We start from the raw sequence: 17,402 nt of genomic DNA on the forward strand, positions 1-17,402 counted from the left end.
AGTGAATTATTTAACAAACATTTTACAAACTACTAACTTTTTTACAACGATTTAGGAGGAAATATAATGGAAAAAAACTGGAACTCTAGTTGGGACGGATTCAAGCCAGGACGTTGGAACCGTACATCAGTAAACGTACGTGACTTCATTCAGTCAAACTACACACCATATGAGGGGGACGATTCTTTCTTAGCAGGTCCTACAGAAGCTACAAAGACTCTTTGGGCTCAGGTAATGGATCTTTCAAAGCAGGAACGCGAAGCAGGCGGAGTTCTTGACATGGATACAAAAATTGTATCAAGCATCACTTCCCATGCAGCAGGTTACTTAAACAAAGACTTAGAACAGATCGTTGGTTTCCAGACAGATAAACCATTCAAACGCTCTTTACAACCTTACGGTGGTATCCGTATGGCTCAGAACGCCTGCCATGAAAATGGATATGAAGTTGACCCTGAAATCGTAAAAATCTTTACAGAATACAGAAAAACACACAATCAGGGTGTATTTGATGCCTACACACCAGAGATGAGAGCAGCAAGAAAATCTGGTATCATTACAGGACTTCCGGATGCATACGGACGTGGACGTATCATCGGTGACTACCGCCGTGTTGCTTTATACGGAACAGACTGGCTGATCGCAGACAAGAAAGAACAGCTTGCTACTTCTTTAGTGAGAATGACAGGAGATAACATCCGTCTTCGTGAAGAATTATCTGAGCAGATCCGCGCACTTGGCGAATTAGCAAAATTAGGAGAAATCTACGGATACGATATTACAAAACCAGCTTCCAATGCAAAAGAAGCTATCCAGTGGTTATACTTTGGATACCTTGCAGCTGTTAAAGAACAAAACGGTGCAGCAATGAGTCTTGGACGTACTTCTACATTCCTTGATATCTATATCCAGCGTGACTTAGAAAGAGGACTGATCACAGAGGAACAGGCTCAGGAATACATTGACCACTTCATTATGAAGCTTCGTCTTGTAAAATTTGCACGTACACCAGAATACAATGCATTATTCTCCGGTGACCCGACATGGGTAACAGAGTCTATCGGTGGTGTTGGTGTTGACGGACGTCCGCTCGTAACAAAGACATCTTTCCGTTACCTTCACACATTAGACAACCTTGGAACAGCTCCAGAACCGAACTTAACAGTTCTCTGGTCTACTCGTCTTCCAAAAGCATTTAAAGAATACTGTGCGAAGATGTCTATCAAATCATCTTCTATCCAGTATGAAAACGATGATTTAATGCGTCCGACTCACGGAGATGACTACGCAATCGCATGCTGTGTATCTTCTATGAGAATCGGTAAGGAAATGCAGTTCTTCGGAGCTCGTGCAAACCTTGCAAAATGTTTATTATACGCAATCAACGGTGGTGTGGATGAGAAATCCAAAGTACAGGTAGGACCAAAATACCGTCCGGTAGAAGGTGAATACCTTGACTACGATGATGTTATGGCTAAATTCGACGACATGATGGAATGGCTTGCTGAATTATATGTAAACACATTAAATATCATCCACTACATGCATGACAAATATTGCTACGAAAAAATCCAGATGGCTCTTCATGACCGTGAAGTAAAACGTTACTTTGCAACAGGTATCGCAGGACTTTCTGTTGTAGCTGACTCTTTAAGTGCAATCAAATATGCAAAAGTAAAACCGATCAGAGACGAAGACGGATTAGTAGTAGACTACGAAGTAGAGGGAGATTTCCCGAAATACGGTAACAACGATGATGATGTAGATGAGATCGCGGTAACTGTTGTACGTTCTTTCATGGACAAGATCAGAAAACATCACACATACCGTCACGGTGTTCCTACAACTTCTATCCTTACTATCACATCTAACGTTGTATATGGTAAGAAGACAGGTAACACACCAGACGGAAGAAAGCTTGGAGAACCTTTAGCACCAGGAGCAAACCCAATGCACGGACGTGATTCTCACGGAGCATTAGCTTCCCTTGCATCTGTAGCTAAGATTCCATTCAGACATGCTCAGGACGGAATTTCCAACACATTCTCTATCATTCCGGGAGCACTTGGAAAAGAAGATAAGATCTTTGCAGGTGACCTTGACCTTGACAGAATCGAAGAATGTGGAAACCAGGCTTGCAACATTCCAAACATCATGGACAGCATCGACAACGAATAATCTGTCCGACAATACAAAAATCAGATAAAGAAAAACCAAAATCAAGGAGGATAACACTATGGCAGTAAATCAGCAGCAGGTAGATAACTTAGTAAATATGTTAGACGGATACGTAGAGCAGGGTGGACACCACTTAAATGTAAACGTATTTACAAGAGAAACATTATTAGACGCTCAGAAACACCCAGAAAACTACCCACAGTTAACTGTTCGTGTTTCAGGATACGCTGTAAACTTTATCAAACTTACAAAAGAACAGCAGGACGACGTTATTTCCCGTACATTCCACGAAGGAATGTAATGTAACGGCAGAGAGAGCCGTCTGACGACATATCGTCTATGTCATCAGACGTTCTGTTCTCCGTATCGAATTGCAATAATGACTTCAAGGGGCTGCCGCCGAAATGGTTTCTGATCTTTCCATTCTGCGACAGCCTTTTCTCATACCGAACTTTATCATACTGAAAGGCAGGTGTCTTTTATGACAAAAGGATATATACATTCGATTGAAAGCTGTGGAACCGTAGATGGCCCGGGGCTGCGCTACGTAATCTTTCTTCAGGGCTGCCCAATGCGCTGTCTGTACTGTCACAATCCAGATACATGGGAGCCAAACATCGGAGAACAGCAAAGTGTAGAGGAAGTACTGGAAGGCTTCTACTCTAATCTCCCATTTTACCGCCATGGCGGTGTGACTGTGACAGGCGGTGAACCAATGATGCAGATGGATTTTCTGATCGAGCTCTTTACAAAGCTGAAGAAAGACCATATCCACACCTGTATCGATACTTCTGGGATTATGTTTCAGCCATCCAATGCAGTATTTATGGAAAAGCTGGAAAAGCTCCTTCAGGTCACAGACCTGATCATGCTTGATATCAAACATATCAACGGAGAAGAACACAAGAAACTGACTGCGCACTCCAATGATCGTATCCTGGCATTTGCACGCTATCTCGATGAGCAAAACATTCCGATCTGGGTACGCCATGTGATTGTTCCCGGCATCACTTTCTATCAAGAATATCTGGAACAACTTGGCACATTTCTCGGAACACTGAACAATGTCAAAGCGCTCGATATTCTTCCTTACCACTCTATGGGAAAGGCAAAATACGATAACCTTCATATGGATTATCCGTTAAAGGATACTCCAGAACCAAGTAAAGAAGATGCAGAGGCTGCCAAACGTGTTGTTCTCGCTGCATATAAGCATGAAAAACAACGTCTGAACAAACTGTCGGAAGAACTTTAAGACAAATTGTTTGGATCTCTGTTCTGTTGTCTTCCAGTCTTTTTGTACTCTGATTGAAACTCTTTTTCTTTGTATTAAATTCAGAGCACAAAATAGACTTGTATATTTGGCTCATTTGTATTAAAATAAACACAAATAGGCAGAGTTCATTCTGCCACAGAAAAGGAGGATACATACTATGGCACACGTAATTAGCGATGAATGTGTAAGCTGTGGAGCTTGCGAAGCTGAATGTCCAGTTGGAGCAATCTCTCAGGGAGCAGATCACTACGAAATCAATGCTGATGCTTGCGTAGACTGTGGAGCTTGTGCTGCACAATGTCCAACAGGAGCTATCTCTGCTGAATAATTCAGATATGGCTGCCTGGCAGCCAGCATAGCCCAGTAAGTATATAGGCATAAAAGTGGGACGGATCAGATGTAATGTCTGATCCGTCCCCTTTTTTGCACCATAAACTTGTCCTAAAAAATCATGTTATCCCCCATCTTTTGTTCACTTCATGCTATCCTTCCAGCAATTTTCTCAACTTTCCAACCGGTGATACCTTCACACTCTCGCGTCTGATCTGCTGCTGCTGTCTGATCAGGCTGTCCAGCTTGCGGTAATGTTCTTCTTCTTTCTGCTCTTTTAGATGAAACAACGTTTCCATCTCGCCAAGTACATTTTTTGTAACTGTATGGCTGACTTCCTGCGCAAGCTTCGTATTATTCTCCACGATAACTTTCTGAAGTGCCTCCCCGATAAAGCTCTGAACTTGCAAAAACTTGTCCGTATCCACCACTTCCGGCTGTGCCTTGACAAGCTGTCCTTCTGTCTGACTCATTCTGCTGTTCTCCCTTTCCTCCATCTCTGCCAGCTTTTTCTTCTTCTGTTCCCGCGCTTTCTTTAACTCTGGTATGACGGTCTTTAACTCTCTCAACTGCATGCTCTGCTCTTTGAGATCCTTGATGCAGTGAAATAAACGGATGTCATCTTCTGTATAGTAACGGTGCCCCATCTCTGTCCTGCCGATCGGAAGGTCAAGTTCTTCCTCCCAGTATCTCAGCACATGTGCCTCCACCCCGACTCTCTTTGCAGCTTCTGAAATCATATAGTGAACTTCGCCCATAAAAATAACCTCCAATATGTAATAACCTATAAAGATTATAACATATTGAAGGTCTGTTCTTTTGCTCTTTCCATCGCAAGTTTCGCCATTATTCCTGCTTTCTCGTCGCATTGGCAAACTTCGTATAATTTGGAAGCCATGCAAGATTCACAGTTCCGATCGGACCGTTTCTCTGTTTCGCAATGATGATCTCTGCAATGTTCTTCATATCTGTATCTTTGTTATAATAATCATCACGGTAAATAAACATCACCACGTCGGCATCCTGCTCGATCGCACCGGATTCTCGAAGGTCTGACATCATCGGACGATGATCCGGCCTCTGCTCTACAGCTCGGCTCAGCTGAGAAAGTGCAATAACCGGTACATTCAGCTCTCTGGCAAGTCCTTTCAATGATCTGGAAATATCCGAGATCTCCTGCTGTCTGGATTCTGCACGTCCACCTACACGTCCGGTCATCAACTGCAAATAGTCGATGATGATCAGGTCTAACCCTTGCTCCAGCTTAAACTTTCTGCACTTAGAGCGGAGTTCTGAAATAGAGATTCCCGGCGTATCATCAATGATCATCTTAGACTTTCCAATCACTCCAGCTCCTTCGATTAGCTTCTCCCAATCGGAATCCTTCAGATTACCGGTACGGAGCAGCTGTGCATCTACCTGAGACTCCAAAGAAAACAGACGGTTCACCAACTGTTCCTTGGACATCTCAAGACTGAAGATTGCCACCGTCTTATTGCTGCGAAATGCCACATGCTGTGCGATATTAAGCACGAACGCTGTCTTTCCCATAGACGGTCTCGCTGCCACGAGGATCAGATCAGACGGCTGCAGGCCGGATGTTTTATAATCAAGATCAATGAACCCTGTCGGAATTCCGGTGACGGTTCCTTTCGTCTTGGAAGACTTCTCGATCTTATCTAACGCATTTAACACGACCTGCTTGATCGGAACATAGTCTCCGGTATTTCTCTTCTGTACAAGCTCAAATACTCTCTTCTCCGTCGTCTCAAGCACCGCCTCCAGCGAATCCCGACCGAGATAACACATGTTCTCAATCTCCTCATTCAGCTTGATCAGTTTCCGCAGCATCGATTTTTCCATGACGATCTCTGCATAATATTTTACATTCGCAGAAGTCGGAACTGCTGTCAGAAGATCTCTTGCAAATTCAAGGCTGGTGATTTCCGGCGGAACATCCTTTTCTTTCAGACGCTCCTGAAGTGTGATCAGATCGACCGGCTTCCCTTCATTGAAAAGTTCCACCATAGCCTCAAACAGAATGCCATATGCCGTCTGGTAAAAATCCTCCCGGCTGACGATTTCTGCCGCTGTCATGATCGCATCCTTGTCCATCAGCATTGCGCCGACAACGGATTGCTCCGCCTCGAGGCTGTGCGGAAGGACTCTCTTGATCAATGCCTCTTCCATGCGTTCCACCTACGCTTCTGTGACAACGACTTTCAGATCTGCTGTCACCTTTGTGTGAAGTTTCACCTGAACGATATGTGTTCCCAATGTCTTGATTGCTTCTTTTAACTGGATTTTCTTCTTGTCAATATCATATCCCATCTGCTCTTTGACTGCATGTGCCACTTCTTTGGAAGAAACAGATCCGAAAGTTCTGCCGCCTTCTCCGACTTTGATCTGCAGTGTCACTTTTCCTGCTGCAATCTTCTCTGCGAGTGCTTTGGCAGCCTCTAACTGCTCCTGCGCAATCTTTTCTTCGTTCGCTTTCTGAAGTTTCAGGTCATTTAAGTTCTTTCCAGTTGCTTCGAGACCTAATTTCTTCGGCAGGATAAAGTTCCTTGCGTACCCGTCATTGACGTTTACGATCTCTCCCTTTTTCCCAAGTGCCTTTACATCTTCTAATAAAATTACTTTCATTATATATCTCCTCCTTCTATCATCTCGTCCAGTGTGCCTTTGATCATCCCAATGACTTCCTCGACTTCCATATCGGAAAACTGTGCTCCTGCTACGTTGATATGGCCGCCTCCGCCGAGACGTTCTGCAATCACCTGAACATTTACCTCATCAATGGCGCGGGCGCTCAAATACACCTTCCCATTGTATGCTGTCAATACAAACGATGCACGGATCCCCGCAATGTTGAGCAGCTCATTCGCCGCCTGGGCTCCGACGATCGTCGGACTTTCAATTCCTTTGCCCGGACACTCCGCAATAGCAAATTCACCTCTGTATACCTCTGCTCTGCGCACTGTCTCCGCCTTTGCACGATACGAATCCATATCATCCCGGAACATCTTTCTCACCCGGGTGATATCTGCACCACAGCGCCTCAAAAATGCAGCCGCCTCAAAGGTTCTGACACCGGTCCGGCTCACAAAGTTATTTGTATCGATCATGATTCCCGCATACATACAGTCTGCTTCCACCGCCTTGATGCGGATATCATCCGCAATGTACTGCAGCACTTCTGCGACCATCTCACAGGTGGAAGATGCATACGGTTCAATATAAGATAATACTGCATTATCAATGCTGTTGCTTCCCTGCCGGTGATGATCGAGCACGACGATCGTCTTTGTCATACCAAGCAGTTCCTCGCACTCCGTCAGTTCCGGCTTATTTGTGTCGACTACAACAACCATCGTATTTTCCGTTACCACGTCCTCCACCTGAGAGGAAGTAAGAAACAGATCTTCATCGTATGCCGCATTATCCCGGATACGCTCATACAGCGGTCTGACAGAACTTGTAATATCGTTGATCACGATATGTACTTTCTTCTCCATAATTGTAGCCGCACGATAAATACCGATTGCCGCTCCAAAAGAATCTACATCCCCGATCTTATGTCCCATGACAATGACTTTGTCCTTCGCGGCAATAAATTCCCGCAGCGCTTCTGCCTTGACTCGCGCCTTCACACGCGTATTCTTTGCCACCTGTTCGCGCTTTCCGCCAAAATATGTAATATTGTTCGCATCCTTTACAACCGCCTGGTCACCCCCTCTTGCAAGTGCAAGATCGATTGCCACCCGGGCATAGTTGTAGCTCTGTGCATAAGTGTCGGTACTCATCCCCAGACCGATACTGAGTGTCGCCGGCATCTCATTTCCAATGCTAATGCCCTTGACCTCCTCTAACAATGCAAACTTATCTTCTTTCAACTGTTGGAAATACTTTTTCTTAATCACGATAAAGTATTTATCCTTCTCCATTTTCTTGACGATCCCGTCAATCTTTGCAATATACTGATTAATCTTCCGGTCGATCAACGCTACCAGAAGTGACTGTCTGACTTCTTCAACACTCTCGATGACTTCATCAAAGTTATCAATGTAGATCAGACCTGCTACCATCTTCTGTGCATCATTTTCGCGAATGTACTTATTCAGTTCTGTGACATCCTTCAGGTAGATTGCAATAAAGTATTCCTTCTCCTTTGGAAGCTGCAAAAGTTCCTCTGTCTCACTAAATCCTTCCACAGATACTTTGTGCATCGCTACTGAATATTCCTTCTCCTTGTAAATAACATTCAGCTGCACCTGCTCAGATTCCGCTTTTGGAAATACGCCCCGGTTCAGTTCCGGAATGACCTTATTAATATACTTCTCTGCCTTGTCGCCCTGCCCTGTCACTACTTTGAAACTGTCATTCATCCATATAATCTGCCCATCATCCATCAGAAGTGCATACGGAATGGAAAGTTCCTTCAGCAGTGTATTCTGAACAACACCATACTGTGCTGCGAACTGTACCAGGTCTGCCATGATCAGCGACTTACTGTACATATAGAGCACACCTACTCCGATTCCATACACTGTCACAATGATTGCCATCATGATTCCTGCCTGACTGCTCGTAAAAAAGATCCAGATGGTCATCGCTACGAGCAGGATCAGCATAAAAATCGGCCACTGCATGTAAAAGCGGAGCTGTCCTTTTAATCGAATATCCTTCTTCATATTTTAACCCTCAATAGAACTAAAGTTACCGTTAAATTATACCACTTTTCCCCCCGATATGGAAGTACCAATCCTTGGACAGACAATCTGCTGCCTAAAATGCTCGAACCAAAAAAGAGAGAATCCAATCCCTCTGTAACCAGAGCTTGTCTTCTCTCTTTCTCTCTATGAGATTCTCATATCTTTTTATGCTTCATATCCGTTTGGATTGTTTGACTGCCATCTCCATGAGTCTTCGCACATCTCATCGAGTCCTCTCTCAGCTTCCCATCCAAGTTCTTCTTTTGCTTTTGCAGGGTCTGCGTAGCAAGTTGCAATATCTCCGGCTCTACGAGGTTTGATCTCATATTTGATCTCTTTTCCGCATGCTTTGCTGAATGCTTTTACCATATCCAGAACAGAATATCCATTTCCTGTTCCAAGGTTGTAGATGCATACACCGGCTTTCTCTTCAATCTTCTTCAATGCTTTCACATGACCAAGTGCAAGGTCTACGACATGGATATAGTCACGCACACCTGTTCCGTCATGTGTATCATAGTCATCTCCGAATACTCCGAGACACTCTAACTTTCCAACTGCCACCTGTGTAATGTAAGGCATTAAGTTGTTCGGGATTCCTTTCGGGTTCTCTCCGATTGTTCCGCTCTTATGCGCTCCTACCGGATTAAAGTAACGGAGTAATACGACATTCCATTCCGGATCTGCTGTATGTAAATCTGTGAGGATCTGCTCTAACATTGACTTCGACCAGCCGTATGGGTTTGTACACTGTCCTTTCGGGCATTCTTCTGTGATCGGTACAAATGCCGGATCTCCATATACTGTTGCAGAAGAACTGAAGATAATGTTCTTCACTCCCGCATTTCTCATTGCATCGCAGAGTACCAGTGTTCCTGCAATGTTGTTGTCATAATACTCTAATGGTTTTACAACAGATTCTCCAACTGCTTTTAATCCTGCGAAATGAATGACTGCATCGATGTCTTCTTTCTCAAATATATTCTTTAACGCCTCTGCATCGCGGATATCTGCCTCATAAAATGGGATTGGTTTTCCGACGATCTTCTCAACACGTTTTAAAGATTCCTTGCTGGAATTACATAAGTTATCTAATACAACAACGTCATATCCTGCATTCACTAATTCGATGCATGTATGGCTTCCGATATATCCGGCTCCGCCTGTTACTAAAATTGCCATGTTCGTATCCTCCTGTTTTTTACGATTTGTAGGGTAACATGAGAAATCTCTCTCTTCTTCTATTATAATACCGTACTGCGGGCAGTACAACTATTTTTTATATTTTTTGTTTTAAAACATTTTTTCTGTTTTAAACTTATTTCTCACAAATTCTTTCAAATCTTCTCTACGGATTTCCCACACACTCTCAAGAAATATTCTTACTTAAACGTTATATTTCCTGATGATCTCCTGCATGATATCCCATTTTGCTTCCATATCTTCCACAAGCTTAAACTGTGTACGGCAGCGGTCAAGATTGTGATGTTCTCTGTGGATCTTAAAGTAATGATCTCCTTCAAGATAATCTGTTAAGAAACGCATACCACATTCAAATGTCATAACCTTTGCTCCCATTGGCATCAGCTCGATCTCTTTCTTTGTAAGTTTTCCGCCACATCCTTCGATGTATCCTTTCGCATACAGATCAAATAATTCCATATCGCAGGACACTTTGCTCAGATCGATTTCATCTTCTGCCCCTGTACTTGCTCCAAAACGGATAGAATCCCCAAAGTCATTCATTGCAAGTCCCGGCATAACTGTATCAAGGTCGATCACACAGATTCCTTTTCCAGTCTTATCGTCGATCATAATGTTATTTAATTTTGTATCATTGTGTGTCACACGAAGCGGAAGTTCTCCTGCCGCAAGCATATCTCCAAATACGTTAGCTACGTCTTCATGTGCCAGAACAAAATCAATCTCTTTCTGAACAGAAGCTGCACGTCCACACACATCTGCTTCCACTGCTTTTTTGAACACTTCAAAACGTGCCTTTGTATCATGGAATCCTTTGATCGTCTCGTGAAGAGTTTCTGCCGGATAGTCTGCAAGCAATCTCTGGAAGTTACCGAAAGATACTGCGCTCTGATAGAAATCATCTGGTTTTTCTACCTGGTCATAGCTGGTAGCTCCATCGATGAATTTGTAGCATCTCCAGTAGTCCCCTTGAGAATCCACATAGTACGGTCTGTTTGCAACTGTGCGAATGATATTTAATGTCTCTCTCTCCGGATCTCCACCGTTTTCAATGATCTTCTTACGAAGGTAAGAAGTAACACCGAGTACGTTCTCCATCAATTCTTCCGGCTGTGTAAAGATTTCTTTGTTCATGCGCTGTAAGATTACACGCAGAAGTCCCATACCGGAGATATCGAATGTCAGAAGGAATGTATCATTGATATGTCCACTTCCATATGGACGCTCATCGATCAGAACTCCTTCAAATCTAAAATTTGCAATTGCTTCGTCTTTTTGTCTGTTTGATACCATTCCCATGATCTTACTCTTCTCCCCACAATTTTTCCGGATATAATCCATTTTCTTTCATCTGTTTGATCGCAGCTACTACGACTGGCTTATCTTCTTTATAAGTTACTCCATACCATTTATCTGCAGATGTCAGTACGGATACAGTTGCGCGGTCTTCTTCCAGCAGATTGCTGACAACTGTCGGAAGGAAGTATTCACATTTCAGAGGGTTCGTCTTTAATCCTTCCTCTAAGAAAGAAGCAAATCCATTCTTGATCTCCTGCAGAATGCTTGCTGTGAATCCCCACATATTCATAGACACAATGCTTCCCTTCGGAAGATCTGTCCAGGTTGCTCCCTCATCTTCTGTATAGGCAGCACCGTCACCTTTTTTCTCGATTCTTGTCCGCTCTTCTACTTTTACAAGCTCGCCTGCCTCATTTGTCGTACATACCCCGCGGGCTACATGTCCGTTCTCTGTCAATGTATTTTCCAGCTGATATCCGACCATTGTATAACGGAACTTGTCATCATCCTCATGAGTAGAAAGGAAGTCATAGATTTTCTGGAAGGCATCTCTTCCATAGTAGTCATCTGCATTGATTACCGCAAATGGTCCGTCCACTTCATCGATACAGCTTAATACGGCATGTGCAGTTCCCCACGGTTTCACACGTCCTTCCGGCACTTCAAATCCTTCCGGAATGTTGTGAAGATCCTGGAATACATAAGCAACATCCATCACTTCTTCCATACGTTTTCCGACTGCTTCTTTAAAATCTGCCTCATTTTCTTTTTTGATGATAAATACGACTTTCTCAAATCCTGCTCTCTTTGCATCGAAGATAGAGAAATCCATAATAATATGTCCCTGCTCATCTACTGGGTCGATCTGTTTTAATCCGCCGTAACGACTTCCCATTCCGGCTGCCATAATTACTAATACTGGTTTTTTCATTTTGAACTACCTCCTGTTCATCTATCACTTCTGTTTTGTATTATCTACTATTCTACCTGATGTTTTTTAAAAAATCTTTAGTCAATTTCTTTCTATGTTTGCACAATCGTCTCCTTTCAAGGTCTATGCCTTTCTTTCCTTTTCTATAATCTTCTTACATTAATATAACTCATATTTTTAAAAAAAGGAATGCAGTTCCTCCAAAAAAAATATGCCGGAATCCGTTTTTAGATTCCAGCATATTCTTTTCTATTTGTATCTGTGGTTATATACGAACAAAAGTGTCAGAAGTCCGATCAATCCGATGACTTCCATCGCAAGTCCGGATACAGAAATATGTCTCTGACCAACGATGATCATAGCAAGGAAAATAACAAATGCAACACACATGATAATATTTCTTACTGTACTACTATTCATTGCCAGTCCCTCCTAACCTTTCAGTCCGCCGAGAGTCATACCCTCTGTCAGACGTTTCTGTACCATGATGTATAAGATCAATGTCGGCAGCATAACAATCACAAGTCCGGCATACATAATACCGTAGTTGGTAGCTGTCTTTTCCACTGCCATCAGATTTTTCAGTCCCATCGCCAGCGTATCATTTCCATCCATCAATGTATAGGCAATGATATACTCATTCCAGAATGACAAGAAGTTAAATAAAATCACTGTGATGATACTTGGTTTTGCCATCGGCACCATGATCTTTGTCATCGTCTTAAAGTATCCGCATCCGTCAATATATGCCGCTTCCTCAAATCCTTTCGGCAATGTCCGGAAATATCCGCTCAAAAGATACACTGTAAATGGCAGTGCACTCGATGCATAGACAAGCGCCAGAATAAACCTGTTATTCAGGAAGAAATCTACCCCGAGCAATTTATTTGCATCACTGAGCATCAGGAAGATCGGTACTACAATGTAACTGATGTTGACAAAAAGTCCTGCCATAAATGCAATGTTCAGAATCTTTTTCCCTCTGAAGTTAAATCTTGACAGTGCATAAGATGCCGGAAGTGCAAGAAGTAACAGGAGGATCAATGCTGTTGCAGTAACGATCACAGAATTTAAGAAAAACGTTCCCATGTTCGCATCGCGGAATGCCACAACAAAGTTCTGTACAAAAAATTCTTTCGGAAGTGCCCACGGACTTACATCTCCCCCGATAAACTCTGAGTTCTTCTTCAAACTTGCCATGAATACCCATGCTACCGGAATAATGATAGAAATTGCCAGTGCAAGAAGAGCTACATAGATGAACAGCTTATAAATATAACTGCTTGGTTTTTTATGTTTATTAATTTTTTCCATATCTGCTCTCCTTTCCTAAAATTCATAAACTTCTCTGTCTGTGATCTTATTTACAATTCCTGCCAGAATAAATGAGAACAGGAAGATCACAACACCGATCGCCATACCATATCCATAAGAACCGTTTGTGTATGCCTGCTTATACATATAGTTCAGCGCCACTTCTGTATTTCCATTCGGTCCTCCGTTTGTCATAATTTGGACAAACAGGAAGCTTAAGTTGATCGTACTGATGATGTAGAATGTCAGTGTAGTACGAATATTGCTCCAGATCAGAGGGAATGTAATCTTGAAAAACATCTGGATCTCTGTCGCTCCATCCAGAGATGCCGCCTCATAATAATCCGGTGGAATCGCTGCCATACTTGCCATATACATTACCATGTAGTATCCAATCGCCTGCCAGATCAGCGCAAAGATTACAGAATAGATCACAATATTCGGTTCTGCCATCCACTGACGTGCCAGTCCATCAAGATGAATCGCTTTCAGGAATGTATTGAGAAGACCTGTACTCGGGTTATAAATAGCTCCAAAGATACCCGCAATAACAACGATGGATAAAATATTCGGAATGTAAAAAATAACACGGAAAAAGTTCTTTCCCTTAAAAGTTCCTCTGTTTAACAATGCTGCAAATAATACAGCAAGAATGATCGTACAGATCATTACTAACACAATAATCAATATTGTATTCTGCATTGCCTGAAGGAAATTCTTATCCCCCAGCAGTGTTTTAAAGTTCTCCAGTCCTATGAATGTCTGTTTGTTCGTAATTCCTCCCATGCGGTATAAGGACATCCGAAATACATTGATTGTAGGAATGAAAATAAAGAGAACCATCAAGATTACTGCCGGCGCCAGACATGCAAAGACAAATCTTCTTTCTGATCGTTTTCTGTTCATAAGCTTATCTTTCTCCTTAAAAAACGGTGAGCCCTGATAACTCACCGTTCTGATTAACTATAACTTATCTGGATAATTATTCTACGTTTTCTAATAATTTCTCCCATGCATCTACCAGTTGTTTCTGGTACTGATCTGCTGTCATCTCTCCTGTATTCAGAGCATCGATCGCACCATAAACTGTTGCTTTCATATCAAATCCATCAATTGGTTTTGTTGTAGCCCATGTACCTGCAACTGCTTCGTATCCGTCAGAAGATGCCAGTGTATAAGTATCTTTGATTGTTCCATCTTCCAGCTTGTCTGATGCGCCAAGAACCGGTGATACGATTGGAGCTGCTGATTCTTCATTTGTCTCTTTGTTCACTACTTTGTTGTTGAGCATTAAATCAACAACTGTATCAGAGTACATGAATTTTACAAATTCTTTTGCAAGATCCATATTTTCTGCATCTGCCGGAATCCACATCTGCTCTGTGAATGTGTAGATGTAGTTATCTTCATCTGCATTGAACTTCGGAGGTGCCATCATTCCCCAGTTGAATCCTTCTGGAGTAGAGTTTGCCATCTCACCGATTACCCAGTTACCATTTGGCATAAATAATGCTTTTCCGTCGATCACGTTCTGCTGATTGATCTTGAATCCACCGTCTGAGTTTGCATTTGCAACTGTATCTGCCTGGATATAATCTGGTGAAGCAAGTTTTGCGATTGTATCAACAACTTTCTTTCCTTCTTCAGATGTCCATGTCTTTTTATCGTAGTTTACAGCTTTGTTGTAGAAGTCAATTCCACCTGCCTGTGCTAACATCTGATACATTGTTGCATCGAAGTATCCTGATTGTGGATATGTAAATAAGGAAATTCCGTCAGCTTTTGCTTTGTCTCCAAGTGCAAAGAACTCATCCCATGTTGTCGGAAGGTCGTATTTCTTATTTGCTCCTTCAAATAAGTCTTTGTTATACCATAATCCTGTTGGTGTATAAATGATCGGAGCAAGGTAAACTTTTCCGTCACCGTATGGCTGTGCCGCAGCATTCTCTGTAATACCACCTACTAATTTACCTTTTAACTCATCATCAAATACGTCTGAGATGTCAGCGATTGCTTTTTCTTTTAACATAGTCTCTACGAATCCGCTCTCCTGACCTAAGTTGTAATATACAACATCCGGAACATTTCCGTTCTTAAAGTCTTTCTGTAAATCTTTATCAAGCTCAGAAGAAAGGTGTAATTCTACGTCTACATCTTTGTGCTCTTCCTCAAATGCTTTCTCGATATTTTTCCAGATCTCAGCTCCATTTCCACCTTCAAATGCAGCAAATTTCAGGACTGTCTTTCCATCTTCTTTCTTGCCTTCTGCTTTTTCCTCTTTACTTCCACATCCTGCAAGCATAGTAGCAGCCATTGCAACTGTAAGTAAAAGCGCTGTTACTTTTTTCATTTTCATAACCGAACTCCTCCTTTTGTTTATTTCGTTCACTTTATACACTATATTCTACACTACATCCGTCATTTTTTCTATATTAATGTTGTTCTCATTTTTATGTATATTGCTCTCAAAGCTAAAAATATGAAATTAATAAAAAACTCTTCCTTGCTTTTCTTTTTCCCAGTGTTTATGATTGTATCAAAAGCTGCCTGCATTGGCAACCGAAAAATATGCAATAATATGAAAGGAAAAAATGATGAAACAACCAAATATTTTACTTCTTATGTGTGACCAGTTTCGTGGAGACTGTCTTTCCTATGCCGGACATCCGGACGTCAAGACACCTTATCTTGACACGCTCGCTTCTGATGGTGCCTTCTTTGACCGCGCCTATTCCTCCTGTCCAAGCTGTATCCCTGCAAGAGTTGCGCTTTTTACCGGGAAAAGTCAAGAGCACCACGGACGTGTCGGATATGAGGATGGTATCGACTGGAACTACGATCACATGCTCGCAGAAGAGTTCAGTACACACGGATACCAGACACAGTGTGTTGGAAAGATGCATGTACATCCGGTGAGAAAACATTGCGGGTTCCAAGGACTGCGTCTGCACGATGGCTATCTTGGATATTACCGGGATGCCTCCATTCCGCATTTTCAGCACCAGACGGTGACCGATGACTATCTTTATGATTTAAAAAACGCTCTCGGCTCCCATGCGGATTTCAATGCCAGCGGACCGGAATGCAACTCCTGGGTGACCCACCCGTGGATCTATGAAGAACGGCTGCATCCGACAAACTGGGTGACGGAAGAAAGTATCCGTTTCTTAGAAACACGTGACCGCACCAGACCATTTTTCCTGATGAGCTCCTATGTCCGTCCGCACCAGCCTTTTGATGCGCCGGCATCCTACTTCGATCTGTACAAAGACAAAGAACTTAGGGCACCTGCCTGCGGCGACTGGGATGACACCGCAAGTACCGAACAGTTCGGATATAGGAAAGACTCTATCTACGGCTGCAACGATGCCGAACAGCGACACAATGCAATGGCGGGATACTATGCCTGCATCACACATGTCGACCACCAGATCGGACGGCTTCTCTCTGCACTGATGGAAAGCGGAGAATATGACAACACTGTGATTCTCTTCTTGTCCGATCACGGGGAACTACTCTTTGATCATCACCTGTACCGAAAAGTATTTGCCTACGAGGGAAGCACACATATCCCACTTCTGTTCCACGTCGGCAAAAATGTATGCCCTTCCAAACCGATTCGCAGCAATACGATCACAGAACTGCGCGATATCCTTCCAACACTCCTCGATTTTGCAGGTATCCCGGTTCCAGAGGGTGTGGACGGCTTCTCTCTGATGCCAGAGATTGTCGGAAAGCCGAAAGAAGAGCAAAACAACCGCGAGTATCTGCACGGAGAACACAGCTTCCACTCCGGTCTGTCCAGTCATTTTATCGTGACGGAGACTGATAAATATATCTGGTACAGCGAGAAAAATACTGAACAGTACTTTGATCTGAGAAAAGATCCGCGGGAAGAACACAATGCGATCGCCGACGAAGCATACCAGGCTCGGATCGCCTATCTTCGCGCTCTTCTGATTCAAGAACTCGATGGCCGCGAAGAGGGGTACAGCGACGGAGTCTCTCTCCAAAGCGGCTGTACACCGGTCGCAAATTTATCTCATATTCTATAAGGATTCAGGGGGTGTCGCAAAATCATCAAATTAGATGATTGAGCGATGCCCTCGCTCTATATGTGTAAAAAAACCGGAAAGAATCTTTTGAACTGTTGAAT

General features: G+C 42.9%; 16 protein-coding genes. 5 read left to right on the plus strand and 11 right to left on the minus strand.

What is annotated here, in order from left to right; all coding sequences use genetic code 11:
- Window positions 1-66 precede the first annotated feature (66 nt).
- The 4 genes from pflB (at window position 67) to EDD74_RS06275 (ending at window position 3,782) form a co-directional block, all read left to right on the plus strand.
- Window positions 67-2,178, plus strand: coding sequence for a formate C-acetyltransferase (gene pflB / locus EDD74_RS06260; RefSeq protein ID WP_008977108.1), 2,112 nt, complete (start codon window positions 67-69; stop codon window positions 2,176-2,178).
- A 40-nt stretch (window positions 2,179-2,218) separates the two neighbouring features.
- Window positions 2,219-2,479 carry an autonomous glycyl radical cofactor GrcA3 gene (gene grcA3, locus EDD74_RS06265; RefSeq protein ID WP_270196201.1) on the plus strand — a complete coding sequence of 87 codons (261 nt, stop codon included), beginning with the start codon at window positions 2,219-2,221 and terminating at the stop codon, window positions 2,477-2,479.
- A 180-nt stretch (window positions 2,480-2,659) separates the two neighbouring features.
- Window positions 2,660-3,433, plus strand: coding sequence for a pyruvate formate-lyase-activating protein (gene pflA, locus EDD74_RS06270; protein WP_116441058.1), 774 nt, complete (start codon window positions 2,660-2,662; stop codon window positions 3,431-3,433).
- Between the two features lie 169 nt (window positions 3,434-3,602).
- Window positions 3,603-3,782: a DUF362 domain-containing protein gene (locus EDD74_RS06275; protein WP_330572380.1), complete on the plus strand. Its 180-nt coding sequence runs from the start codon at window positions 3,603-3,605 to the stop codon at window positions 3,780-3,782.
- A 154-nt stretch (window positions 3,783-3,936) separates the two neighbouring features.
- Here the strand turns inward: EDD74_RS06275 and EDD74_RS06280 are convergent, their stop codons facing one another.
- The 11 genes from EDD74_RS06280 to EDD74_RS06325 all read right to left on the minus strand — a co-directional run bounded on the left by EDD74_RS06280 (window position 3,937) and on the right by EDD74_RS06325 (window position 15,602).
- Complete coding sequence (locus EDD74_RS06280) at window positions 3,937-4,542, minus strand: helix-turn-helix domain-containing protein (protein WP_116441057.1); 606 nt, start codon at window positions 4,540-4,542, stop codon at window positions 3,937-3,939.
- A gap of 88 nt (window positions 4,543-4,630) precedes the next feature.
- Window positions 4,631-5,974, minus strand: a complete 1,344-nt coding sequence (gene dnaB, locus EDD74_RS06285; RefSeq protein ID WP_008977113.1) for a replicative DNA helicase — start codon at window positions 5,972-5,974, stop codon at window positions 4,631-4,633.
- Between the two features lie 9 nt (window positions 5,975-5,983).
- Complete coding sequence (gene rplI, locus EDD74_RS06290) at window positions 5,984-6,430, minus strand: 50S ribosomal protein L9 (protein WP_008977114.1); 447 nt, start codon at window positions 6,428-6,430, stop codon at window positions 5,984-5,986.
- Window positions 6,430-8,478, minus strand: a complete 2,049-nt coding sequence (locus tag EDD74_RS06295) for a DHH family phosphoesterase (protein WP_008977115.1) — start codon at window positions 8,476-8,478, stop codon at window positions 6,430-6,432. The genes rplI and EDD74_RS06295 overlap by 1 nt, the downstream gene beginning before the upstream one ends.
- 186 nt (window positions 8,479-8,664) lie before the next feature.
- Window positions 8,665-9,681 (minus strand): UDP-glucose 4-epimerase GalE, encoded by a 1,017-nt coding sequence (gene galE, locus EDD74_RS06300; protein ID WP_008977116.1) that lies wholly within the window; start codon window positions 9,679-9,681, stop codon window positions 8,665-8,667.
- Window positions 9,682-9,885: 204 nt separating this feature from the next.
- Window positions 9,886-11,001, minus strand: a complete 1,116-nt coding sequence (locus tag EDD74_RS06305; protein ID WP_008977117.1) for a phosphotransferase enzyme family protein — start codon at window positions 10,999-11,001, stop codon at window positions 9,886-9,888.
- Window positions 11,002-11,005: 4 nt separating this feature from the next.
- Window positions 11,006-11,932, minus strand: a complete 927-nt coding sequence (locus tag EDD74_RS06310; protein ID WP_008977118.1) for a nucleotidyltransferase family protein — start codon at window positions 11,930-11,932, stop codon at window positions 11,006-11,008.
- A 249-nt stretch (window positions 11,933-12,181) separates the two neighbouring features.
- Window positions 12,182-12,352 carry a DUF6903 family protein gene (locus tag EDD74_RS15040; protein ID WP_008977119.1) on the minus strand — a complete coding sequence of 57 codons (171 nt, stop codon included), beginning with the start codon at window positions 12,350-12,352 and terminating at the stop codon, window positions 12,182-12,184.
- Between the two features lie 12 nt (window positions 12,353-12,364).
- Window positions 12,365-13,246: a carbohydrate ABC transporter permease gene (locus EDD74_RS06315; protein WP_008977120.1), complete on the minus strand. Its 882-nt coding sequence runs from the start codon at window positions 13,244-13,246 to the stop codon at window positions 12,365-12,367.
- A gap of 15 nt (window positions 13,247-13,261) precedes the next feature.
- Window positions 13,262-14,152 (minus strand): carbohydrate ABC transporter permease, encoded by an 891-nt coding sequence (locus EDD74_RS06320; RefSeq protein ID WP_008977121.1) that lies wholly within the window; start codon window positions 14,150-14,152, stop codon window positions 13,262-13,264.
- Between the two features lie 76 nt (window positions 14,153-14,228).
- Entirely contained in the window at window positions 14,229-15,602 is a 1,374-nt protein-coding gene (locus EDD74_RS06325) for a carbohydrate ABC transporter substrate-binding protein (protein ID WP_008977122.1), read from the minus strand.
- A gap of 238 nt (window positions 15,603-15,840) precedes the next feature.
- Here EDD74_RS06325 and EDD74_RS06330 point away from each other — a divergent pair, with 238 nt between their 5' ends.
- Window positions 15,841-17,301, plus strand: coding sequence for an arylsulfatase (locus EDD74_RS06330; protein ID WP_116441055.1), 1,461 nt, complete (start codon window positions 15,841-15,843; stop codon window positions 17,299-17,301).
- Window positions 17,302-17,402 lie beyond the last annotated feature (101 nt).

It is taken from the genome of Faecalimonas umbilicata, from assembly GCF_004346095.1.
GTDB lineage: Bacteria > Bacillota > Clostridia > Lachnospirales > Lachnospiraceae > Faecalimonas > Faecalimonas umbilicata.